General features: G+C 63.0%; 17 protein-coding genes. 14 read left to right on the plus strand and 3 right to left on the minus strand.

Features of this window, described 5'->3' with window-relative positions:
* The first annotated feature begins 40 nt into the window (after nt 1-40).
* The 4 genes from P3R38_RS08725 to P3R38_RS08740 all read left to right on the plus strand — a co-directional run bounded on the left by P3R38_RS08725 (nt 41) and on the right by P3R38_RS08740 (nt 4,458).
* Nucleotides 41-799, plus strand: coding sequence for a methyltransferase domain-containing protein (locus tag P3R38_RS08725; RefSeq protein ID WP_023379740.1), 759 nt, complete (start codon nt 41-43; stop codon nt 797-799).
* Nucleotides 800-843: 44 nt separating this feature from the next.
* Nucleotides 844-1,290: a ribonuclease HI gene (rnhA, locus tag P3R38_RS08730; protein ID WP_023379742.1), complete on the plus strand. Its 447-nt coding sequence runs from the start codon at nt 844-846 to the stop codon at nt 1,288-1,290.
* A gap of 51 nt (nt 1,291-1,341) precedes the next feature.
* Nucleotides 1,342-2,100, plus strand: coding sequence for a DNA polymerase III subunit epsilon (gene dnaQ / locus P3R38_RS08735; RefSeq protein WP_277687001.1), 759 nt, complete (start codon nt 1,342-1,344; stop codon nt 2,098-2,100).
* Nucleotides 2,101-2,208: 108 nt separating this feature from the next.
* Nucleotides 2,209-4,458: an Orn/Lys/Arg decarboxylase N-terminal domain-containing protein gene (locus P3R38_RS08740; protein WP_023379745.1), complete on the plus strand. Its 2,250-nt coding sequence runs from the start codon at nt 2,209-2,211 to the stop codon at nt 4,456-4,458.
* On the opposite strand, the gene P3R38_RS08745 is transcribed toward P3R38_RS08740, so the two are convergent.
* Nucleotides 4,442-4,660, minus strand: coding sequence for a hypothetical protein (locus tag P3R38_RS08745; RefSeq protein WP_023379747.1), 219 nt, complete (start codon nt 4,658-4,660; stop codon nt 4,442-4,444). The genes P3R38_RS08740 and P3R38_RS08745 overlap by 17 nt on opposite strands.
* A 157-nt stretch (nt 4,661-4,817) precedes the next feature.
* On the opposite strand from P3R38_RS08745, the gene P3R38_RS08750 reads away from it, so the two are divergent.
* Nucleotides 4,818-5,375: an NAD(P)H-dependent oxidoreductase gene (locus tag P3R38_RS08750; protein ID WP_023379749.1), complete on the plus strand. Its 558-nt coding sequence runs from the start codon at nt 4,818-4,820 to the stop codon at nt 5,373-5,375.
* A gap of 48 nt (nt 5,376-5,423) precedes the next feature.
* Here the strand turns inward: P3R38_RS08750 and phnX are convergent, their stop codons facing one another.
* Entirely contained in the window at nt 5,424-6,251 is an 828-nt protein-coding gene (gene phnX / locus P3R38_RS08755) for a phosphonoacetaldehyde hydrolase (protein ID WP_023379750.1), read from the minus strand.
* Nucleotides 6,252-6,289: 38 nt separating this feature from the next.
* Entirely contained in the window at nt 6,290-7,396 is a 1,107-nt protein-coding gene (locus tag P3R38_RS08760) for a 2-aminoethylphosphonate--pyruvate transaminase (protein ID WP_277687002.1), read from the minus strand.
* A 134-nt stretch (nt 7,397-7,530) separates the two neighbouring features.
* Between P3R38_RS08760 and P3R38_RS08765 the strand changes: the two genes are divergently transcribed.
* The 9 genes from P3R38_RS08765 (at nt 7,531) to P3R38_RS08805 (ending at nt 24,410) form a co-directional block, all read left to right on the plus strand.
* Entirely contained in the window at nt 7,531-8,391 is an 861-nt protein-coding gene (locus P3R38_RS08765) for a LysR substrate-binding domain-containing protein (RefSeq protein WP_027907629.1), read from the plus strand.
* A complete protein-coding gene (locus P3R38_RS08770) occupies nt 8,388-9,410 on the plus strand; it encodes an AraC family transcriptional regulator (protein ID WP_023379753.1) in 1,023 nt (340 codons plus the stop codon). The genes P3R38_RS08765 and P3R38_RS08770 overlap by 4 nt, the downstream gene beginning before the upstream one ends.
* Before the next feature lie 97 nt (nt 9,411-9,507).
* Complete coding sequence (locus P3R38_RS08775; RefSeq protein WP_277687003.1) at nt 9,508-14,025, plus strand: NEL-type E3 ubiquitin ligase domain-containing protein; 4,518 nt, start codon at nt 9,508-9,510, stop codon at nt 14,023-14,025.
* A 251-nt stretch (nt 14,026-14,276) separates the two neighbouring features.
* Nucleotides 14,277-18,725: an NEL-type E3 ubiquitin ligase domain-containing protein gene (locus P3R38_RS08780; protein ID WP_277687004.1), complete on the plus strand. Its 4,449-nt coding sequence runs from the start codon at nt 14,277-14,279 to the stop codon at nt 18,723-18,725.
* Nucleotides 18,726-18,853: 128 nt separating this feature from the next.
* On the plus strand, nt 18,854-20,500 hold the full coding sequence (locus P3R38_RS08785; protein WP_104881960.1) for an acyl-CoA synthetase: 1,647 nt from the start codon (nt 18,854-18,856) through the stop codon (nt 20,498-20,500).
* Between the two features lie 13 nt (nt 20,501-20,513).
* Nucleotides 20,514-21,281, plus strand: coding sequence for an SDR family NAD(P)-dependent oxidoreductase (locus tag P3R38_RS08790; protein WP_023379756.1), 768 nt, complete (start codon nt 20,514-20,516; stop codon nt 21,279-21,281).
* 12 nt (nt 21,282-21,293) lie between these two features.
* Nucleotides 21,294-22,487 (plus strand): acetyl-CoA C-acyltransferase, encoded by a 1,194-nt coding sequence (locus P3R38_RS08795; protein ID WP_277687005.1) that lies wholly within the window; start codon nt 21,294-21,296, stop codon nt 22,485-22,487.
* Nucleotides 22,488-22,495: 8 nt separating this feature from the next.
* On the plus strand, nt 22,496-23,623 hold the full coding sequence (locus P3R38_RS08800) for an acyl-CoA dehydrogenase (protein WP_023379758.1): 1,128 nt from the start codon (nt 22,496-22,498) through the stop codon (nt 23,621-23,623).
* Between the two features lie 13 nt (nt 23,624-23,636).
* On the plus strand, nt 23,637-24,410 hold the full coding sequence (locus P3R38_RS08805; RefSeq protein ID WP_023379759.1) for an enoyl-CoA hydratase: 774 nt from the start codon (nt 23,637-23,639) through the stop codon (nt 24,408-24,410).
* The last annotated feature ends 59 nt before the right edge of the window (nt 24,411-24,469 follow it).

Consider the following 24,469-nt stretch of genomic DNA (forward strand, 5'->3'; position numbering starts at 1 on the left):
CCGCGATGGCGCGGTGCGAGAACCTTCGAGGGAGAGCGCAATGACCGACCAAGCCTTTGCCCAGGCCGACCCGGACTGGGTCGAGCTGATCAGCCTGGCCCGTGACTGGTTCAACGGGCCACTCGGGCGACTGATGCTCGAGGAAGAGGACAAACTGCTCGAAGAAGAACTGGGGCGCTTTTTTGGCGGCTTCCTGGTGCACTACGGCCCCTGCGCCGATGCGCCCCCCAGTGCGCCGCAGGTTCAGCGCAACGTTCGTCTCGGCGCGCCGCTGCCGGGTGTGGAGATCGTCTGCGAAGAACAGGCCTGGCCGCTCGGCGAGCACGCCGCCGACGTGGTGGTGCTGCAACATGGCCTGGATTTCTGCCTGTCGCCCCACGGGCTGCTGCGCGAGGCAGCCAGCGCCGTGCGCCCCGGCGGGCACCTGCTGATCGTCGGTATCAACCCCTGGAGCAGTTGGGGCGTGCGTCATCTCTTCAGCCATGGCGCCCTGCGCAAGGCCCGCTGCATCTCGCCGTCGCGAGTGGGCGACTGGCTCAACCTGCTGGGTTTCGCGCTGGAGAAACGCCGCTTCGGGTGCTATCGTCCGCCGCTTGCCTCGCCCGCCTGGCAGCAACGCCTGGCAGGCTGGGAACGGGTGGCCGGGGGCTGGCAGAGCGCCGGTGGCGGGGTGTACCTGCTGGTGGCGCGCAAGATGGTGGTTGGCCTGCGGCCGCTGCGTCAGCAACGCCGCGAACCCATGGGCAAGTTGCTGCCACTGCCGATGGCCAAGGTCAACCGCGAGCGCAACGAGCCCTGACAGGCCCCGCGTGGCCGACACACTGCATTTTAAACGAGTGGTACATGAGCGATAGCGTCGAAATCTACACCGATGGTGCCTGCAAGGGTAATCCTGGCCCTGGTGGCTGGGGCGTCCTGATGATCTACAAGGGCGTCGAGAAAGAGCTGTGGGGCGGCGAGCGCGAAACCACCAACAACCGTATGGAACTGATGGCCGCGATCCAGGGGCTGATGGCGCTCAAGCGCGAATGCGAGGTGGTGCTGACCACCGACTCGCAGTACGTCATGAAGGGCATCAACGAGTGGATGGTCAACTGGAAGAAACGGGGCTGGAAGACAGCTTCCAAGGAACCGGTGAAAAACGCCGACCTTTGGCAGCAGCTCGATGAGCAAGTCAATCGTCACAAGGTGACCTGGAAGTGGGTGCGCGGTCACATCGGCCACCCCGGCAACGAGCGTGCCGACCAATTGGCCAACCGCGGCGTCGACGAAGTGCGCACCCAGGGTTGAGCTGGGGTACAATCCGCCCCTTTGTCATAGATGCAAGTTGGAGCCCTCCGCGTGGAGCAGCAGCAAGATACCAGGCTGGTCATTCTCGATACCGAAACCACCGGCATGCCGGTGAGCGAAGGCCATCGAATCATCGAGATCGGCTGTGTCGAGGTCATCGGCCGGCGCCTGACCGGGCGCCACTTCCACGTCTATCTGCAACCTGATCGCGAGAGTGACGAGGGCGCCATTGGCGTTCACGGTATCACCGATGCCTTCCTCGTCGACAAGCCGCGTTTTGCCGATGTGGCCGAGGAGTTCTTCGAGTTCATCCAGGGCGCCACGCTGGTCATCCACAACGCGGCGTTCGACGTAGGCTTCATCAACAACGAATTCGCCTTGCTCGGGCAGCACGACCGCGCTGATATCTCCCAGCACTGCACCATCCTTGACACCCTGTTGCTGGCCCGTGCCCGTCATCCAGGGCAGCGCAACAGCCTCGATGCGTTGTGCAAACGCTACGACATCGACAACTCAGGCCGTGAATTGCACGGCGCCTTGCTCGACTCGGAACTGCTGGCTGACGTCTACCTGGCGATGACGGGTGGCCAAACCAGCCTGTCACTGGCAGGCCATGGTGGCGATAACGATCAGCAGGGGCAGGGCGGTGCTGGCAGCGAGATTCGCCGCATTACCGGGCGCGCGCCGGGGCGGGTGATCATGGCCACTGCCGAGGAACTGGAAGCCCATGCCGAGCGGTTGGCGGCAATCGCCAAGTCGGCGGGCGGGCCGGCGATGTGGCAGGCATTGACGGAAACGCCTGCCGGGTAATTCGCTGACCGTACCGGGCTGATTGCCGGCAAGCCGGCGCCTGCAGGGGCTGCCCAGATCCTCAACTACCCTGAACAGCATGACCTGTTCGAAAGGGGGTAGTAGCTGATGTACAAGGACCTCAAGTTCCCCATTCTCATTGTCCACCGGGCAATCAAGGCCGACAGTGTTGCCGGGGAGCGTATACGCGGTATAGCCGAGGAGCTGAGCCAGGACGGTTTCGCCATCCTCGCCGCGGCCGACCATGCCGAGGCCCGTCTGGTTGCCGCCACTCACCACGGACTGGCGTGCATGCTGGTCGCCGCCGAAGGTGTCGGCGAGAATACCCACCTGCTGCAGAACATGGCCGAGTTGATTCGCCTGGCACGCCTGCGTGCCCCGGACCTGCCTATTTTCGCCCTGGGCGAGCAGGTCACGTTGGAGAATGCGCCCGCCGAGGCCATGGGCGAGCTCAACCAACTGCGCGGCATCCTCTACCTGTTCGAAGACACCGTGCCATTCCTGGCACGGCAAGTGGCCCGAGCCGCTCATAATTATCTCGATGGCTTGCTGCCGCCATTCTTCAAAGCCTTGGTCCAGCATACCGCGCAATCGAACTATTCCTGGCACACCCCCGGTCATGGCGGTGGCGTGGCCTACCGCAAAACCCCCGTAGGCTTGGCGTTTCATCAGTTCTTCGGGGAAAACACCCTGCGTTCCGACCTCTCGGTTTCAGTGCCCGAGCTCGGCTCGCTGCTCGATCACACCGGCCCACTGGCAGCTGCGGAGGCCCGCGCCGCCCGCAACTTCGGTGCCGACCACACGTTCTTCGTGATCAATGGTACCTCGACGGCCAACAAGATCGTCTGGCATGCCATGGTTGGCCGTGACGACCTGGTACTGGTAGACCGCAACTGCCACAAGTCGGTAGTGCATGCGATCATCATGACCGGGGCCATCCCCATCTACCTGTGCCCGGAGCGCAACGAGCTGGGCATCATCGGCCCGATCCCGCTCAGTGAGTTCAGTGCCGAGGCCATCCGGGCGAAAATCCAGGCCAACCCTCTTGCGCGCGACCGTGGAGCCCGGATCAAGCTGGCGGTGGTGACCAACTCTACCTACGACGGGCTGTGCTACCACGCCGGGTTGATCAAACAGGCGCTGGGTGCCAGCGTCGAGGTGTTGCATTTCGATGAAGCCTGGTTCGCTTATGCGGCATTTCATGAGTTCTTCGACAATCGCTACGCCATGGGCACTGTCTGTGAGGCGGACAGCCCGCTGGTGTTCAGCACTCACTCGACCCACAAACTGCTCGCCGCCTTCAGCCAGGCATCGATGATCCACGTGCAGGATGGCGCGCAGCGCCAGCTGGACCGCGACCGCTTCAACGAAGCGTTCATGATGCATATTTCCACGTCCCCGCAATACAGCATCCTGGCTTCGCTGGACGTGGCATCGACCATGATGGAGGGCCCCGCCGGACGTTCACTGTTGCAGGAAATGTTCGACGAGGCCCTGAGTTTTCGCCGGGCCCTGGCCAATTTGCGTGAACACATCGCAGCGGATGATTGGTGGTTCAGTATCTGGCAGCCGACGACCGCCGAGGGCATCCACCGCCTGGCGGTACAGGATTGGTTGCTGCAGCCGGGCGCCCAGTGGCATGGTTTTGGTGAAGTGGCGGACGACTATGTGCTGCTGGACCCGCTCAAGGTCACGCTGGTCATGCCAGGGCTCGATGCCGGCGGCGTGCTGGGCGAGCATGGTATTCCCGCAGCGGTGGTCAGCAAGTTCCTCTGGGAGCGGGGGCTGGTGGTGGAGAAGACGGGGTTGTACAGCTTCCTGGTGCTGTTCTCCATGGGGATCACCAAAGGCAAATGGAGCACCTTGCTCACCGAATTGCTCGAGTTCAAACGCCATTACGACGGCAACACGGCATTGAGCGCTTGCCTGCCCAGTGTCGTGGCGGTGGCACCTGTGCGGTACCAGGGCATGGGCCTGAGGGACCTGTGCAACCAACTGCACGATTGCTACCGCGCCAATGCTACCGCCAAGCAGTTCAAGCGTTTGTTCACACGCTTGCCCGAGGTGGTGATGAGCCCGGCCCAGGCCTATGACCGCATGGTGCGCGGCGAGGTGGAAGCGGTGCCGATCGAGGCGCTGCTGGGGCGGGTCGCGGCGGTGATGCTGGTGCCGTATCCGCCGGGTATCGCCCTGATCATGCCGGGCGAACGCTTTACCGAAACCACCCGCTCGATTCTCGATTACCTGGTGTTCGCCCGCGCTTTCGACAGCGGCTTTCCTGGCTTCGTCGCCGATGTGCATGGGCTGCAGCACGAGAACGGCATCTACACGGTGGACTGCATCAAGGAATGCGAATGATCTCGACGCCAGTGCGCGCCAGTTCGAAGCGGTCTTCGCCCAGGTGGTTGACCCGGTCGCCGATGGCCAGGCGATAAGTGGTGATCGGTGCGCCCAGGGTGGTGCCGTCGACCTGGAGCGTGGACTCCTGGAATTCATGCACGGGATAGATACGGCCTTCGGCGTCACGGGCGTGGAACTGACCGACCATTACTGCTGCCATTTGGGTGAAAACCTCTGAATTGCCTGGGAAATGTCTGCAGGCATAGACCGCTCGGGCCCGCAGTAAGTTTTAGCGGCCAAGAAAAAAAACCATGGAACCGAGGAACGGTCATCTATAACTACAACGTCCCATTCCCCAGCAAAGGTTGGAAATCGCCATGAGCCAGGTGTATTCGGTAGCGGTCGTCGTCGGCAGCTTGCGCAAGGATTCGTACAATCGCAAGGTGGCCAGGGCACTTTCGGAGCTGGCGCCGTCCAGCCTTGCCCTGAGGATCGTCGAGATCGCTGACTTGCCGCTGTACAACGAGGATGTCGAGGCCACGGCGCCTGACTCCTGGAAACACTTTCGTGACGAAATTCGTCGCAGCGATGCCGTGCTGTTCGTTACCCCGGAGTACAACCGGTCGGTGCCGGGCTGCCTGAAAAATGCCATCGACGTGGGATCCAGGCCTTACGGGCAAAGCGCATGGGCGGGCAAGCCAACGGCGGTGGTGAGTGTCTCGCCGGGGGCCATCGGTGGCTTCGGTGCCAACCACGCCGTGCGTCAGTCGCTGGTGTTTCTCGACATGCCGTGCATGCAGATGCCAGAAGCCTATATCGGTGGGGCGGCGAGCCTGTTCGATGAAGCCGGCAAGCTCAGTGACAAGACCCGGCCGTTCCTGCAGGGGTTCATCGACAAGTTCGCCTCGTGGGTGAAGTTGAATCGGGCTGTGTAAAGCGGGTCGGACCCCTGTCGTCACGCCGATAGGGGTCGCAACAGCCAGTCAGGAGGCCTGCGGCATTTCACCCTTGGCCAAGCGGCGGTTGATATCGGCAACTACCTCCGGCAGATCGTTGATGGTGTCGATCAGGTAGTGCGGGCGCGACCCTGCGAACATCGAGCGAATACGCTGGCGCTCGCGCTCCAGCTTTTCCACGCTCAATGACTGGTAGCCTTCCCAGGTCAGGCCCAGGGCATTGCCCGAGCACACCAGTGCCACGGTCCACATGCCGGCACGACGGCCTTCGAGAATGCCGGGTACGGTGTCGTCGACCTTGACGCAGGCCGCTACATCGTCGATGCCCAGGGCGATCACGTTGGCCAGTGCCTGGGCCGGCCAAGGACGCCCGTTGGGCGTTTCATCGGTGGCGACGACATGGTCGGCGACATAACCGTTCTGCGCAGCCAGCTCCACCACCTTGTCCATCACCACTTTCGGATAGCCCGAGCAGGAGCCGATCTTCAGGCCATCCTTGCGTAACCCGGTGAGGGTGTCCAGAGCGCCGGGGATCAATGCCGAGTGCACGGCAATCTTCTCGATCTGCAGTGGCATGAAGCGTTCATAGATGGCCGTGACGTCATCGTCGGTGGGCGTGCGGCCAAACACTTTGCGATAGCGCTCGGCGATTTCCGGGACATCGCACAGAGTGCGAATGTGGTCCCACTTGCCCATGCCCATCGGGCCTCGGGCTTCCTCGATGGACACTTGGACGTCGAATTCGGCGAAGGCTTCGACGAAGATCTGGGTCGGGGCGAAGGAGCCGAAGTCGACCACGGTGCCGGCCCAGTCGAGGATGGCGGCTTGCAGCTGGGTGGGGTTGCTGTAGTTCATGTGCGCGAGTTCCTGGGAGTTCGAGGTGATTGGGCGGGTCAGATGTCCAGCACTTCCACTTCCCGCAGCACGTGGGCCACGGCATTGACAGCGGCCTGCATACCGTCTGCTCCGACCACGCCGATGCAGCCGACGCGGAAGGTTTCGACCTGGGTCAGCTTGCCTGGGTAGAGGATGAAACCCTTGGCCTTGACCCGTTCATAGAAGTCCTTGAACTGGTAGCGGGCGTCGTTCGGTGCATGGAAGGTGACGATGATTGGCGCCTGGATCTCGGCCGGAAGGAAACTGCGCAGGCCGATGGCTGCCATGCCATCGAGCAGGGTCTTGCAGTTGTCAGCGTAACGTTGGTGGCGTGCTGGCAGGCCGCCTTCTTCGTTGTACTGCAACAGGGCCTCGTGCAAGGCAGCGACCACATGGGTCGGCGGGGTGAAGCGCCATTGGCCGGTCTTGGCCATGTACTGGTGTTGATCGTGCAAGTCCATGGCCAGGGAATGGGCATTGCCTTCGGCGGCGGCCAGGGCGTTTTTCTCGGCGAACACGAAGCCCATGCCCGGTACCCCTTCAAGGCACTTGCCCGAGGCGGCGATCAGGGCTTCGAACGGGATCTTGCGGGCATCGATCGGCAGTGCGCCGAACGAGCTCATGGCATCGATGATCAGGCGTTTGCCGTGGCGCTTGATGACCTGGGCAATCTCCGGCAGCGGGTTGAGGATACCGGTGCTGGTTTCACAGTGGATCAACGCGACGTGTGTCACGGTGGGGTCGGCGGCCAGCAGGCGGTCGACGTCGGCGGCGGTGGTCGGCTGGTCCTCGGCGGTCTCGAAAGTGCTGTAGGTGCGGCCCAGTACCTTGCAGATCTTGGCCAGGCGCTGGCCGTAGGCGCCATTGATCAGCACCAGCACCTTGCCGTCGCGGGGCACCAGGGTGCCGATGGCGGCTTCGACAGCGAAGGTGCCGCTGCCTTGCAGGGGAACGCAGTGGTGGCTGGCGCTGCCATCGATGATCGCCAGCAATTGCTCGCAGACGCTGGCGGTGAGTTGGTTGAAGTCGCGGTCCCAGGAGCCCCAATCCACCAGCATGGCTTGGCGGGTGCGGAGCGATGTGGTCAGTGGGCCGGGGGTCAGCAGAATCGGGGCATTGCTCATTCCGTGGTTCCTCACAAGCTGCGGGTGGTCCGCCAACAGAGGTGGCGCTGAAACTACGGGTGCTAGGTTGCAATTCGCCCTTTTATCAATCAAATTGTTTGTTGTTATGCCAGTCATAAGTCAGGCCGATAGATATGAACCTGTTCCAGTTACGTGCATTCGACGCGGTTGCCCGTGAAGGCAGTTTCACCCGTGCCGCGGCGCGTCTGTTCATCAGCCAGCCAGCGGTGACCGGGCACATCAAGGCGTTGGAGGAGCACTACCAGATCACGCTGTTGCGGCGCACGGCGCGGCGGGTCGAACTGACCGAGGAGGGTACGCGCCTGGCAGCCATCACCCGGGCCATGTTCAGCCTGGCAGAAGAAGCACAGGTGATGCTGGAGGCCAATCGGCAACTGCTGACCGGGCGCCTGGAAGTCGCTGCCGACGGTCCGCACCGGGTGATGCCCATGCTGGCGCAGTTGCGCGCGCGTTACCCTGGTATCACGGTCAACCTGCGCCTGGGCAATGCCCAGGAAACCCTGGCGGCGCTATTGTCCGAGCATGCCGATGTGGCCGTGCTGACCGAAGTCGAGGCGCGCAATGGCCTGTACTTGCAGGGCCTGGGTGATTCACGGATTTGTGCGCTGTTGCCAGTGGGCCACCCTTGGGCGCATGCCTCGGGTGAGCTGGCGCTGGCCGATCTGGACAAGCAGATCATGGTGCTGCGTGAACCCAGCTCGATCACCCGGCGCACGTTTGACCAGGCGTGTGCGGCAGCCAAGGTGCAACCCCGGGTGCTGCTGGAACTGGACAGTCGTGAGGCGGTGACAGAGGCCGTCGCGGCCGAGCTGGGTATCGGTATCGTCTCATCGGTGGAGGTGGCCCACGATCCTCGGGTGGTGGCTCGGCCCATAGCTGGCGACGGTCTGGTCAACCGGCACATGGTCGGCTGCCTGGAGCGCCGCCGCGAGTTACGTTTGATCAAGGCATTCCTGGGGTTGGATGGGCAATGAGCGAAAAAGACACGATCTCCATGCAACTGGTACGTGAGGCTTTGTTGCAGACATGCCCCGCTGGGTCACCTGACGTGGGCCTGCTGCTTCGCGCCGGCATCGAGCCGGAACAACTGGAGCTGGCGCAGGCGAGGGTGTCTGCCGACGCCTATGCCAAGCTGTGGCGGCTGCTTGCCCGACGTTGCAACGATGAGTTCTTCGCCATGGACCCCCGTGGTTTGCCGATGGGCAGCCTTGCCTTTCTGACCCGCGCAGCCATGGCTCAGCAGAGCCTCGGTGCCGGGCTTGAAATTGCCTTGGGCTTTCTGTCGTTGATGCTGCAGGATCTGCAACCGAGCCTGGTACGCCAGCAGAGCCTGGCCGAAATCGTCGTCAACGAGCCCCGTGACCTGCCACGGCGCGCGTTCACCTATTTCACCTTCTGGATGATCGTGCACGGTGTGGCCTGCTGGCTGGCGGGGCGGCGGATTCCGATCCTGGCTATCGACCTGCGCTGTGCCGAGCCACCGTTCTGCGACGACTACCGGGTGATGTTTTCCGAGAACCTGCAATTCGACCGTCCGCGTACCCGCATGATCATCGCCGCCGACTGCCTGGACCTGCCGCTTAGGCGCACGCCCCAGGAGCTGCAGCGCTTTCTTGCCGAAGCGCCGGGCAACATTCTGGTCAAGTACCGCGATCCGGCCAGCCTGGCCAGGCGCATCCGCAGCGATTTGCTGAAGATCGACCCGGCACATTGGCCGGATGCCGACAGCCTGGCGCGTGGCTTGTGCTTGTCCAGCGCAACCCTGCGCCGGCGCCTGGCGGAGGAGGGGCAGACCTACCAACGCCTCAAGGACAGCGCACGACGCGAGCTGGCGATTGCCTGGTTGGCCCAGGTCGAGCCGGGCCTGGGCGATATCGCCGAACGGCTGGGGTTTGCCGACAGCAGCTCGTTCTACAAGGCCTTCCGTAAATGGTTCGGCTGCAACCCAGGTCACTATCGGGCGCTGATCCAAGCCCGAGACGGGAGCGAATGAATCAACCTCTGCCGTGCGTGTCGAAGCGTTTCCAGCTGCAGCCGAGAGTGGGTTAGGTACAAGCATATGGCCCCTTTCTGCCCAGATCGGAGCCACCATGACGCTTATCCCTCCTTCCCAGCAAGCCTCTTCCGTACAAGCAAGGCTTTCGACCGCTACCGATGACTTCATCCAGGCCCAGTTACCGGACTGGCTGAGGCGAGCCTCGCGCGGGCAGATCAGGAAACTGCGCGATAGCTTCAAAAGGCACCAGGCCAGCCATGATCGGTTGCGAGCAGCGACCCATGAACTGCTTCCGTTGCAGCAGTTTGCCGAGCGACAGTTCCAGGCCCTGCTAGGCGATGCACTGCCTCCAGGCACACAGGTGTCCGATCTGCACTGGGTCACGGTTTCTCCCGATTTTGCGGGGCAGCTGGCGTGGCCCGACTTTGTCTACAAACCCAAGTACACCCATTCGCCCGCACTATCGAAGCTGATGCAGGGATTTGCCGCGGACAGTCGCTTCTACGTGGGCAGTGGCTTGGTCCTGGAAGGTGCCAATGATGTGCTGGTGGCCGCCGACGACGCGTTCACCGAGCGATGCCGGACGTTGGACGCGGGCAAGCTATACCAGGACCAGGTCGAACAGGTGTATGGCGGGCAGAATCTGAATCTGCTGGCCGAAGACAAGCGCAGTGGATTCATCCTCGCCATCGAAATCGCCGCGCTGCGGGGGGAAGTATCCGCGTTGGAGCAAATCGCCCTACGTGACATCGCAACGCACATTCCGCACACGGTCGGGCAACCGGTTCCACACAGTGTCAATCATGTCGAGCTGCTGGGGCAGACGCTTTCCAATGCACTGTTAGTCGTGCTGCGCGAGTTCGATGGTGTGATAAAAAGCGTGCTGCTTTATCTGCCTAGCGCCCCCGACCAGGCCTTGCGACGCTTCACTTCGCTGGCGCAGTTGCACGAGCAGCTGGTCAGCGAACTGCAGCGCCCGGGCTTGCGCCAGTGCCTGTCGGAGCAAGTCCACCTGGAGCATCGCGCAACCTTCCTGCAGACCCTTGATCTGCGCCTGAAGGATGCCCGACCGGACCTGCAATTGGTCAGAGGCTCGATCGTGGAGGATGCGTTCCTCACGTTGGCCAGGGCCCAGGTGCAGCAGGTCAAGGATGATGCGCGGCTATTGTTGGTGCCAACGGCTGAGGTCGATGCCGCCGCCGCTGGGCGACGGATTCAGCGTTGGGAGTCGGTGGGCATGGGGCTTGTCAACCTGGTAGGCCTGTTCAACCCGGTCGTGGGGGCGCTGCTGCTTGGACAGTTGGTGGTGCAGACCTTGTCCGACGTGTTCGAAGGCGCCGTTGATTGGTCCAAAGGCCATCAGCACGAGGCCCTGGAGCATGTGCTGAGTGTCGCAGAGGCCCTGGCCTACACGGTTGCCACGGTCGCGGGCGTGGCCGTGGTGCGCAGTGCCTTCGTGGATGCGCTTGAGCCGATTGCCCTTGATACCCATCGCAAGCGTCTCTGGTCTGGTGATTTGACGCCCTACGAAACCATGCCCGAAGACAGGCGTCTGCAGCCGGACGGCCTGTACGGCCAGGGCAAGCGCCGCTGGATGCGGGTGCAGACCCGTTACTACGAAGTGTATCGCCCCGATCCCCTGGGCCCATGGCGACTTCGCCACCCTTTGCGTGACAGCGCCTATGGTCCGGTCGTGCAACACAATGGTCAGCGCGGTTGGCGGTTGCAACAGGATCAACCGCTCGAGTGGGACGATGGCGCGCGCATGCTGGACTGCCTGTGGCCGCAAGCGTCCCCTGTGGATGCTGAAAGGGCCAGGCAGATTCTTCAGGTGGCCGGCATGGACGTGGATGAGCTGCGGGGTTTGCTGGTGGAGAGCCGACCTGCACCCATCAACCTCGCCGACACGCTGCGCCGGTTCGAAGTTGACGCTCGGATCGAGGCCTTCATCGGCCACCTGAACAGTGGTGCGCTGGGGCAGGATGAAGAAGATCTGCTGGCATGGTGCACTGCTCAACATGAAGTCGCCGGTCCCGAGCAGGGGATGCGCGAGAGGTTGATCGAGCAGATGCCGCTGATGCGGTGGCGGCTGTTCGAGAGCTTTGCCTACGCGCCACGGTCGAGCTCCTCGCTGGCGCTCGTGGTATCGCGTGATTTTCCCGGGCTTCCCAAAGGCTACATTCCGCAGGTGCTCAGCGGCATTGACAGAAGCGAGTTGGAGATAGCGCTTGTGCAGCAGCGCTTGTCGCTGGCGATGGCAAGCAAGGCGCGGTCTTTGCTGCGGGTGGCTCGGCTGACCCGTGCGCTGGAAGGTTTTTACCTTGGCAGCGCCAGCTGCGCGGAAACCGACGAGCTGGCGATTGCTTTGCTCCGCCAGCTGCCGGGAAGGCCGGCCGATCTGAACCTGGAAGTGCGCGAGGCAACGCCCACGGGGCGTCTGTTGGCCGAACTCGATCCGGCGGGTCCCAAAACGGGGCGCATCAGCCTGGTGCGCGTTGGCAGGCACTTTCAATTGTTCGATGGCCGGGGGCAGTCATGGAGACCTTCGAGAACGGCGCCGACTACCATTTTCGAAGCGATCGCGGCAGTGCTGTCGTCGGCCCAATTGCAGGCGCTGGGCCTAGGCGACGATCCAGCCGATGAGTTACGTCAGTTGCTGATCACGCGGCTTCCGAACGCCCACGACCGGTGCATCGAACTGCTCGGTTGGCCTGCCCAGCCTCGCTGGTTCAACCCAGGTCAACGGCTGCCCGATGGTCGCGTCGGCTACGTGCTGAGCGGGCGTGGCCAAGGCGCGGCGCAGGGTTCATCGAAGCAAACGTTGCTCAATGGTTTGCGCCAGCTGTTTCCGGGTCTGGACGATGACCAGCTTGAACAGGAACTGCAGCGCCTGCTGCACGGTGAAGACATGCCGTTTGCAGGCCTGGCAGCGCTGCAGGATGATCATGTGCAGTTGCAGCAGGCACTGAACAGGTGGGTCTCGGCTGAGCTGAACACGACAAGGCAGGCCAATCGGCAACTGCTCTCGGACCGCGTGCTACGCGCCTGGCGCGGGCAAGGCGAGCAAGTGCCGGCCGCTGACGGGCAGCCGGGTGGATTGCGTCTGGCGTTGAGTCTTGGCGAGTTGGCGAGTCTGCCTGCGTTGCCTGGGCAGGTGCAGTTCAATCATGTGACATCCTTGGCCATCAATGACAGCTCGATCACCGCGGTGCCCGCTGACTTCCTGCACAGTTTCGTCAACGTGAACAACCTGAATCTCAGCGGCAATCGGTTATTGGCCATTCCGACCGGACTGGCCCACATGACCCAGCTGCGTACCCTGCGCCTGGCGCGTAACTTCATTCGCATGACCCTGTCGGCTTTCCAGGCGCTCGCCAGCCTGCCCCAGTTGATGCGGTTGGACCTCAGCTACAATCCCCTGGGCGTGCTCTACGTGCCTTTCGGTCAGCTTCAGCACCTGGTTCAGCTGAACGTACGGCATTGCCGGCTGAGCCTCTGGCCGGGGTACATCGAGTTGTGCCAACACTTGCAATTAGCGGACTTGCGAGACAACCAGCTGGCCGAAGTCGCTCCCGAGACGTTACAGATGCCGCAATCTTTCCGTCAGGCATTCGTGGTGGAGCGCAACCTGTTGAGCAACCGGCAGGTGATACGCCTGTACGCACTCGATACGATACCGGAAGCCCCACAGGCTGGATTGTCCCAGGACGACATCCGCGCTTTGTGGATCGGAATTTTGCCTGAATCCGCGAGGTCGGAACGAGGTTCGACATGGGACGCCGTGATGGGGGCCAGCGGCAGCGGACCATTCGCTCAGCTGATGGGTCAGTTGCAGTATGTCTCTGACTACGCTCAGGCACGCCGGTACCTGGCGACCCAGGTGTGGTCATTGCTCGAAGAACTGCAACAGCATGCTTCGCTGCGCGAGCGGATGTTCGAGTGGGTGGATGAGGTGCCTACCGTGCGCAATCGTGTCGCTGATGTGTTCACCCGCTTGCAGGTGCGCATGTTCGAAGCGCGCGCGGAACGGGCCGCGGTGCAGGGCGTGCAGGGGCGTGCGCTGATCGCACTGGGCCGTGGCCTCTATCGTTTGGACGTTATCGCCTTGCTTTCGCGCGAGGCGACGGTGCGAGTGAACGAGCAACGGGCCATCGCTCGGCGGGCAGATCCGAGTGCCACGCACCTGGCGGATGTCGATGGTCGGGATATCGACTTGCTCTATCGTGTGCGGCTCAGAGAGGCGCTGAGTTTGCCTGGGCAGCCCCAGACGATGCATGGCGATAGCCTTCCGGGAATCACCGAGGAATCGATATTCAGCGACCGGCAACGAATCGAACGGGTTGGAGGAATCGAGGAGCTGGCAGAAGACCTGAGTCAACGCCGCTTCTGGCAGTCCTACCTGGAAAATCGTCACGCCAATGACTTCCAGGTGCTGGAGTCGGCGCACCGGGCTCGCATCGGCAGGTACCACGCAGAAAATCCACAGGCAACAGCGGCCGAACGCGCGCGCGCCCTGGACGACCTTCAGATCGCGCACGATGCTGCAGTGCATCGCCATCGGGTGGCACTGACCCGTCATGAACTGAGGTCCGAAACGGCGCGACTGGGATGACACCGCAATGGCCCGGCGTTGCCTGGGCCAGGCAGTGGATGCCACCCATCGGGTGCAGCGGCGAGCGCCGCCTCGGTGGGTAGCCTTCCCGGTTCAGCCGCGCCTCGGGTGGCGGCAGTGTGAGCGGTCCATCAATCGCCGCAGTACCCACCATGATCGAAACCACCCAAGATATGCCGCGAGAACGCGCGACCGACGCTTTCATTGCACAACTCCTGCCGCAATGGCTCCGAAGCTCCACGTATGCCCAGGTGCAAATCCTGCGGACCTGCTTCGAGCACCATGTGCAGAGCCAGCACAAGGTGCAGGTCGCACTGGCAGGACTCGAACCGCTGGATACATTCGTCACCCAACGCCTGCAAGAGAAACTGCAATCGTCGTTTTCTCTGACCGTAGAGCTGGGCAAGGCGCAATGGCGTGAAGAGCGTCGAAAGCTGGTCGCCGATGCCTCAGGCCCGATACTGCACGAAGCGTATTTCGTGCGTTCGCCGGCAGTGCTGAAACTGATGCAGAACTTCAAGCAAGGCGAGTCGTTCTTCGAGCACACCGCTCTGGTGTACCCCGCCGATCCAGCGACGGGGCAGGCTGAGCGGGTGTTGACCACCGACAGCGAGCAACTGGTGGACATCTGCCGGACGCTGGATGTCGGTCGACAGTACCAGCAGCATCTCGACAGCGTGTTGGACACCGACTACCGGGCTGCACTGGCCGAGGACAAGCGCACGCAATTGAGGCTGGCCGTAGAGTTGGCGTCGCTGAAACGGCAGCTGCCCACCGATGAAGTGAACATGCTGCGGCGCTTCGCGGCTGGTCAGCCGTTGACCCACCCTCATAGCCATAGGGTGCGTGCAGGGGCGTTGGAGGTTCTTGGCTGTCGTGTGGACGGTGCATTGGCTTTCGAGTTGCAACGCCTCAACCCCGCGTTCAGGGATGTTCCGCCGTTCATCATCGAAGGTGTGATTCTGTACTTGCCTGGCGATCCTGAGTGCCCCCTGCGCGCATTCGGCAGTTGGCAGCAAGCCAGTTGGGCGCTGGGAGCCCTGTTGCGCGATGCAGCCTATCGGCAAGCTTTCGTTCAGCGGATTGCAATGGCGGACCGCGCTGCCTACCTCTCGACGCTGAACAAGCGCCTGGCAGACGATCAGACCGATGCAAGCTGTGCGTGTGGGGCAATCGATGAGCAGATATTCAAGGTGCTGGCCGAGCAGCAGTTGCAGCGAATTCGCGACAATGCGCGTTTTCTGGCAGTACCCACCGCACAGGTCGACGCCCGCGTCAGTGCCGAGCACCTGCGAACACTGGAGTCCGTCGGCATAGGCCTGGTCAGCCTGGCCGGGTTGTTCGTGCCGGTGATCGGCGCCGTGTTGGTGACCCACTGGGTGGGGCAGATTCTGTCCGAGGTTTTCGAAGGGGTCGAAGACTGGAAACAGGGCCATCAGCACGAAGCCCTGGAACACCTGCTGGGTGTGGTCGAGTCAGTGGCGATCGGCACCGCGCTGGCGGCCGGGACCACGTTGGCCGCCCGCGGCTTCCTACGCAGCGCCAACGTCGACCAGATGGTGCCCGTGCTGGATGGCGAGGGGCGGGCGCGATTATGGTCCGCAGAGATCGGCCATTACGAAGATCCGTCACCGCCGGATGACTTGCTGGAGCAGGATAATGGCCTGTTGTCCAACGCGCTGGGACAGTGGTGGTACAACGATAACAAGTATTTTCAGGTGGTTCCCGTGCCGGGGCGCAGTTCGTGGCGGTTGCGCCATCCACGGCGCGAATCGGGTTTCGGACCGGAGCTGGCGTTCAATGGAGAGCGCGGTTGGCGGCTGTCATCCGAGCGGCCGCTCGAATGGGAGGGAGCGCCCCTCTTGCTGGGGCGCCTGTGGCCACCGGCAACCCGTTTGGACCCCGAGCGTATCGGGCAGATACTGAAGGTCGCGGATGTCGACCAAGACCACCTGCGCGGCCTGTTGGTCGAGGGGCGGGCGCTCCCGGTTGCACTGCGAGACACCCTGGAACGCTTTGCCGTGGACGCCCGTGTCGACGAATTCCTCGAGCAACTGGATCGAGGGCTGAATGTTGACCCCGAGCTGTTCCAGTGGTGCGTCGAGCACTTCGGGCTCGAGGAGGGGCTGACATCGCAGGAGCAACGCGTGGCATTGATCGAAGAGGGCGCAGCGGTACGCGAACAGCTGTTCGATCACTTCTCGCGCAAATACCTTGCCATGGACCCTCTGCTGGACCTGGTTTCGAGGGATTTCAAAGGGTTGCCCGATGCTTATGCGCTCGACGTACTCAGGCAGGCAACCGATACGCAGCGCCGCTGGATGCGCAGCGAACAGCGGATTCCTTTGCCCGTTGCCGAGCGGGCCCGAGCGCATTTGCAGCTGGCGCGGCTGACGCGTGCCCGCGAAGGGCTGTACCTCAAGGGCAGCTATCATCCGGACACGGTTGCGCTGGCCTTTGCGTTGTTGCGCAAGCATGCACGCCTGTCGACGACAGTGGACATCGAACTGCGCGAAGGTTCGGATGTCGGACGCCCGCTGGCGCGGCTTCATCCGCAGAATGATCCACTGCGCATCTCCACCGTTCTGGTAAGGCAGGCCGGTGGCTTCAAATGCTACGACCTGCAAGGACGCGAACTGAGTGTCGACCAGGTCGACCCTGTCGAGATTGGCGAGGTGTTGGCCAGGTACCTCTCCCGAGACGATCTGGCGCGCCTGGGCTGGGATGGTTCCCAAGCCAGCGAACAGATCAACAATGCGCTACGAGCCTGGTTGCCGGCCGACAACAAGGCGCTTGTCGAGTTGTTGGGCGCACGGGAGATAAAACCTACGAGGAATTCACTACGGCGTCTGCCAGACGGGCGTATGGGTTATCCGCTCAACGGGCATGACGAGGCGCGGCACCCTTCGCGACGCTTGTTGCTAGAGTCCTTGGGCGCACTGTATCCGACACACAGTGCCCAAGCACTGGAGGACTATGTGGCGACCCTGCTGGAGTCGCCGCAGACTGCATATGCCGTGATGATCAGGCAGTACCAGCAGTACCTTGCCCTCGATCGGGCAATGCAGACATGGGTGATGCAGGTGCCAGCGGGGCGTCAGCGAGGGGCACGTCGTTTCGCCTCCGAGGAGCTGCGCCGCAGCTGGCGTCTCGGAGGGCCACAGGACAGCGTTTCGAGCACCACTGCACCGGCCAGTCGCCTGACCCTGGTTGGCCTGGACATCGGAGGTCTGCCCGCGCTGCCAGCCAACACCGACTTTGCGCACATCACCGACCTGGTACTGGTCGGTTTGCAACTGGAACACGTGCCGCCAAGTTTCCTGGGGTCTTTCAGCCGATTGCGTGGGTTGAACCTAAGCAACAACGCCCTGACCAGCCTGCCCGCGGGTATCGGGGGGTTGAGCCAGCTGCGCATACTGCACTTGGCGCGTAACCGGATTCGCATGACCGAAGAGGGCGCCCAGGCTTTAAGTGGCCTCACCCAATTGGACACCCTGGATTTGGGCTTCAACCGACTAGGCTCGATCAGCTTGCGCCTGGGGCAGTTGACGCGTCTGCGTGAATTGAACCTGCGCCGGAACAATCTGCACAGCGTGCCCACAGCGCTGGAGCAATGCCTGCACCTTGAGGCGGCGGACCTGCGTGACAACCAGATCGCGCAGCTCCCTGATACTTTGCTGCTTGCACCGTTGCATGTACGCCTTGCCCTCAGGTTGGAAAACAACGCGCTGCCAGTCGCCGAGCGCGAGCGCTTGTACGCTGCCAACCCGGTGCAGGTAGAGCCCCCGGGACCAACGGAAGCGCCAGGCTTGGCCCGCTCGGCCTGGCTGCAGCTCGCGGACTCTGCGACGAGAACCGCAAGAAGCCTGCAATGGGATGATTTGTTGGACGAGCCCGATAGCGATGCGTTCTTCCGAGTGCTGGCAGAACTGACGCAGACCAGTGACTTCCAGCACGTACCGCAGGATCTGTCGCGCCGGGTTTGGGCGATGATCGCCGCAGCCAGCGAGAACGCCGCCCTGCGGGCTGAATTGTTCGAGCTGGCTGCCGTGCGAACTTGCGTCGACCAGGTCATCTCGTGCTTCAGCACGCTCGAAGTCCGCGTATTGCTGGCTGAGGCGATGCAATCTGCGGCGGCAGGCGGGCAGGAGCAGGCCTTACTCGAGCTGGCTTGTGGACTGTTCAGGCTGGATCGGGTTGCGATGATCGCCGGCAAAGAGGTGGAACGGCGGGTGACCTTGGAGGTAGACCGGCTGCGTACCTCTGGGTGGCCCGAGGAGCAGTCCAGGGAGTTCGCGTTAGCGCAGGTGGACGCGATCGAGATCAGTCTAGCCTATCGCGTAGGCCTGGCTCGCACATTGAATCTTCCAGGACAACCGAAAACCATGCAGTTCGAGCAGCTGGCCGGGGTCAGCCCGATGCAGCTCAGCAATGCCGCAGCCGAAGTGCGCTGGGCATCGGCGACCGATGCGCTGTTGAACGATATTAGCCAGCGGGATTTCTGGATCGCGCACCTGGAACGTCAATACGCCACCGAGTTCCAGCAGGTCAAACAGCCGTTCTGGGAGCAACTGGAGGAGGAGGGCACCGAGGACGCCGAGCGTGTCGCGCACATCCAGCGAGCGTTCGACGACGCCGTTCATCGATTGGTCCTGCGCTTGAGCGCCGAGGCGTTGAGCGTGCAGGATCCAGCCAACTGAAATCCTGCTGGAAACGGCCAAACCGCTCATCCCGATTGAGCGGTTTGGCCATTGCCGAGTGACGTCGGCAGCGACAACATCGTTAGACCCATGGTGCGCTCCAACAATAAGAATCCAGGAGTCTGACGATGCGCGATTACGCCGAGGCCGTCCGTTCGTTCAACTACGAACAGGTTGCTCATACCGCCCTGCACGGCAACCTCAAAGCCCTCAATGCCTGTGTCGAGTGCTGCGACCGACATGCAGGCGGGGGCAGGCTCGCCCTGATCTGGGAAGGCCGTGACGGCCAAAGCGAACGCTACAGCTTCGACCAGCTTCAGCAGCAGGCCGCACGCTTTGCCAATGTCCTCAAGGCACAAGGTGTCCAGGCTGGCGACCGGGTCGCCGGTCTGATGCCGCGCACCCCGGAACTGCTGATCACCATTCTCGCCACGTGGCGATTGGGGGCTGTGTACCAGCCGCTGTTCACGGCTTTCGGCCCCAAGGCCATCGAGCATCGCCTGGAGCAGTCCCATGCTCGTGTAGTGGTCACCGACAGCCTGAACCGCAGCAAGCTGGATGAGGTGAACGACTGCCCGACCCTCATTACCGTGAAAGCGCCGGTAGGCGAACTGGATTTCCATCAGGTTCTGGCTGCTGCCGATCAGCACTGCGAACCTGTCATGCGCAGCGGCGATGATCCGTTCCTGCTGATGTTCACCTCGGGCACCACCGGTCCGGCCAAGCCTCTTGAAGTACCGCTGCGCGCGATCGTCGCCTTCCAGGGCTACATGCGTGATGCCATCGACCTGCGGCCGGACGACAACTTCTGGAACCTGGCCGACCCAGGCTGGGCCTACGGTCTTTACTACGCCGTCACCGGCCCGTTGTCGCTGGGCCACGCCACGACGTTCTACGATGGCCCCTTCAGCGTCGAAAGCTGCGCGCGGGTCATTAACAAGCTAGGTATCACCAACCTGGCAGGCTCGCCCACGGCCTACCGTCTGCTGATCGCCGCGGGCAGCGAGTTTTCCACGCCGATCAAAGGCCGGCTGCGCGTGGTCAGCAGCGCCGGTGAACCCCTTAACCCTGAGGTGATCCGCTGGTTCGCCGATGAGCTGGGCGTGACCATCCACGATCACTACGGCCAGACCGAACTGGGCATGGTGTTGTGCAATCACCATGGATTGCAGCACCCGGTGCACTTGGGTTCGGCTGGTTTCTCCATTCCTGGCCACCGGATCGTCGTGGTGGACGAGCAAGGTCTGGAACTGCCGGCCGGTCAACCGGGCATTCTGGCGGTGGACCGCGAACAGTCGCCGCTGTGCTGGTTCGGCGGCTATCACGGCCTGCCCACCAAGGCCTTCGTCGGCAAGTACTACCTGAGCGGCGATACCGTCGAGTTGAACGCGGACGGCAGCATCAGTTTCGTCGGCCGCAGTGACGACGTGATCACCACCTCCGGCTACCGCGTCGGCCCGTTCGATGTCGAGAGCGCGCTGATCGAACACCCGGCGGTGATCGAAGCGGCCGTGGTCGGTAAGCCGGACCCCGAGCGTACCGAGCTGATCAAGGCCTTCGTGGTGCTGGCCGCGGGCTTCAGCGGCAGCCCGGAGCTGGAGGAAACCTTGCGCCAGCATGTGCGCCAACGTCTGTACGCCCATGCCTACCCTCGCGAAATTGAATTCGTCAGCGAGCTGCCCAAGACCCCGAGCGGCAAGCTGCAACGCTTCATCCTGCGCAACCAGGAAATCGCCAAACAACACGCGCACCTGGCAACCCGCGCCAGCGCCTGAAAGGAAAGACAACATGCAAATCAGCCATAAGCACTTCATTGTCAGCGGCGGCGCCTCCGGGCTTGGCGCTGCAACCGCGCAGATGCTGGTCGAAGCTGGCGCCAAGGTGATGCTGGTCGACCTCAATGCCGCCGCCGTCGAAGCCAAGGCCCGCGAGCTGGGTGACAATGCCTGTTTCGCGGTTGCCGATATCAGTGACGAACAGGCCGCCAAGGCAGCGGTGGAGGCGGCGGTCGCCGCCTTCGGCAGCCTTCACGGGCTGGTCAACTGCGCCGGTATCGTCGGTGCCGAGAAAGTGCTGGGCAAGCAGGGGCCGCACGGACTGGCCAGCTTCGCCAAGGTGATCAACGTCAACCTGATCGGTAGCTTCAACCTGCTGCGCCTGGCAGCCGCGGCCATGGCCGAAGGTCAGCCGGACGAGGGCGGCGAGCGCGGAGTGATCATCAACACCGCCTCCATCGCCGCCTATGACGGGCAGATTGGCCAAGCCGCCTACGCCGCGTCCAAGGGCGCCATCGCCAGCCTGACCTTGCCGGCCGCCCGCGAACTGGCGCGTTTCGGGATTCGGGTGATGACCATCGCCCCAGGTATCTTCGAAACGCCGATGATGGCCGGCATGACCCAGGAAGTGCGCGACTCGCTGTCCGCTGGCGTGCCGTTCCCGCCGCGCCTGGGACGGCCGCAGGAATATGCCGCGCTGGCCCGACATATCATTGAAAACAGCATGCTCAACGGCGAGGTGATTCGCCTCGACGGCGCGCTGCGCATGGCTGCCAAGTAAGGAGAACCGAACATGACCATTGCCAACGATCCGATCGTCATCGTCAGCGCTGTGCGCACGCCCATGGGTGGGTTGCAGGGCGAACTCAAGAGCCTGACCGCGCCGCAACTGGGCAGCGCCGCCATCCGCGCCGCCGTCGAGCGCGCTGGGGTCGATGCCGCCAGTGTCGAGCAGGTGCTGTTCGGCTGTGTGCTGCCGGCAGGTCAGGGCCAGGCACCGGCCCGCCAGGCTGCGTTGGGCGCCGGGCTCGACAAGCACACCACGTGCACCACCCTGAACAAGATGTGTGGCTCGGGCATGCAGGCGGCCATCATGGCCCATGACCTGCTGCTGGCCGGCAGCGCCGATGTGGTGGTGGCGGGGGGCATGGAGAGCATGACCAACGCACCGTATTTGCTAGACAAAGCCCGTGGCGGCTACCGCATGGGCCACGGCAGGATCATCGACCACATGTTCATGGATGGCCTGGAGGATGCGTATGACAAAGGGCGCCTGATGGGAACCTTCGCCGAGGACTGCGCCCGGGCCAACGGATTCAGCCGCGAAGCGCAGGATAACTTTGCAATCGCGTCGTTGACCCGTGCCCAGGAAGCCATCAGGAACGGGCGCTTCGCCGCCGAGATTGTCCCGGTCGAGGTCACCGAGGGTAAGGAAAAGCGCCTGGTCAAGGATGACGAGCAGCCGCCCAAGGCGAAGCTGGACAAGATCCCGCAGCTCAAGCCGGCCTTCCGCGAAGGCGGTACCGTGACAGCCGCCAACTCCAGTTCGATTTCCGACGGTGCTGCCGCACTGGTGCTGATGCGTCGCTCCGAAGCCGACAAACGCGGCCTCAAGCCACTGGCGGTCATCCATGGACACTCCGCATTCGCCGATACGCCGGCACTGTTCCCAACCGCGCCGATCGGTGCGATCGACAAATTGATGAAGCGCACCGGCTGGAACCTGGCCGAGGTCGACCTGTTCGAAATCAACGAGGCATTCGCCGTGGTCACCTTGGCGGCCATGAAACACCTCGACCTACCCTCTGAAAAGGTCAACATCCATGGCGGCGCCTGCGCCCTGGGCCACCCCATCGGTGCCTCGGGCGCGCGCATCCTGGTGACCCTGCTGTCGGCCCTGCGCCAGAACAACTTGCGCCGTGGCGTGGCAGCGATCTGCATCGGCGGCGGCGAAGCCACTGCCATGGCCGTCGAATGCCTGTATTGAGGTGAGCCATGTTGGTAACTGATGAGCAACAACAGATCGCCGACGCAGTGCGAGACTTCGCCCAGGAGCGGTTGAAACCGTTTGCCGAGGCGTGGGACAAGGCCCACCGCTATCCACGTGAGGCCATTGCGGAAATGGCCGGTCTGGGCCTGTTCGGCATGCTGGTGCCGGAACAGTACGGTGGCAGTGACACCGGCTATGTGGCCTATGCCATGGCCTTGGAGGAGATCGCGGCCGGCGACGGTGCCTGCTCGACCATCATGAGTGTGCACAATTCGGTCGGTTGCGTGCCGATCCTGAAATTCGGCACCGAGCACCAGAAGCAGCAATTCCTCGCCCCCCTGGCCAGTGGTTCGATGATTGGGGCCTTTGCCCTGACCGAACCCCAGGCCGGTTCCGATGCCAGTAGCCTGAAAACCCGTGCACGGCTCGAAGGCGACCACTATGTGCTTAATGGCAGCAAGCAGTTCATCACCTCCGGGCAGAACGCAGGGGTGGTCATCGTGTTCGCCGTCACCGACCCGGAGGCGGGCAAGCGTGGCATCACCGCGTTCATCGTGCCCACCGACTCACCTGGCTACCAGGTCGCGCGAGTCGAGGACAAGCTCGGCCAGCATGCGTCCGACACCTGCCAGATCGTATTCGACAACGTGCGGGTGCCAGTCGCCAATCGTCTCGGTGAGGAAGGGCAGGGCTACAAGATCGCCCTGGCCAACCTCGAAGGTGGCCGCATCGGTATTGCCTCCCAAGCGGTCGGTATGGCGCGGGCTGCGTTCGAAGTGGCGCGCGACTACGCCAACGAGCGGCAGAGCTTCGGCAAGCCGTTGATCGAGCACCAGGCAGTGGCCTTCCGCCTGGCCGACATGGCCACTCGCATTGCGGTCGCCCGGCAGATGGTGCTGCACGCGGCAGCCTTGCGTGATGCCGGGCGCCCGGCATTGGTGGAAGCCTCGATGGCGAAGCTTTTCGCCTCGGAAATGGCCGAAAAGGTATGCTCGGATGCCTTGCAGACCCTGGGTGGATATGGCTATCTGAGCGACTTCCCGCTGGAACGAATCTACCGCGACGTTCGGGTGTGCCAGATCTACGAGGGCACCAGCGACATTCAGCGCATGGTCATTGCGCGTAATCTTTGAAGGAGCATCCTGCATGGCATTCGAAACCATCCTGTTGGACATCCACGGCAAGGTCGGCCTGATCACCCTCAACCGCCCCCAGGCGCTCAATGCGCTGAACGCGCAGATCGTGGCTGAGATCAACCAGGCGCTGGACCAGCTCGAACGTGACCCCAACATTGGCTGTGTGGTCCTGACCGGCTCCGCCAAGGCCTTCGCCGCCGGCGCTGATATCAAGGAAATGGCCGAGCTCCAGTACCCGCAGATCTATGTCGACGACCTGTTCAGCGATGCCGACCGCATTGCCAATCGACGCAAGCCGATCATCGCGGCTGTTTCTGGCTTTGCCTTGGGCGGGGGCTGCGAGTTGGCGATGATGTGCGACTTCATCCTGGCCGCCGACAACGCCAAGTTCGGTCAACCGGAAATCAACCTGGGCGTACTGCCGGGCATGGGCGGCACCCAGCGTCTGACCCGTGCAGTGGGCAAGGCCAAGGCCATGGAGCTGTGCCTGACCGGCCGCCTGATGGGCGCCGAGGAGGCCGAGCGCGCAGGTTTGGTGGCCCGCGTGGTGCCACAGGCCGAGCTGCTGGAAGAGGCACTGAAGGTGGCTGCGACCATCGCCAGCAAATCGATCCCGGTGAGCATGATGGTCAAGGAAAGCGTCAACCGGGCCTTCGAAGTCACCCTCAGCGAAGGTGTTCGCTTCGAACGTCGCGTGTTCCACGCTGCGTTCGCCACCGAAGACCAGAAGGAAGGCATGGCGGCCTTCATCGGCAAGCGCGAAGCACAGTTCAAGGACCGTTGAGTACAACCCTGTCGTGGCCTGGGCGCCACGGCAGGTTTTCGCGCCTCTTCCCCTGGCCG

Origin of the sequence: Pseudomonas sp. NyZ480 (assembly GCF_029537255.1) — a bacterium.
In the GTDB taxonomy this organism is placed as follows: domain Bacteria; phylum Pseudomonadota; class Gammaproteobacteria; order Pseudomonadales; family Pseudomonadaceae; genus Aquipseudomonas; species Aquipseudomonas taiwanensis.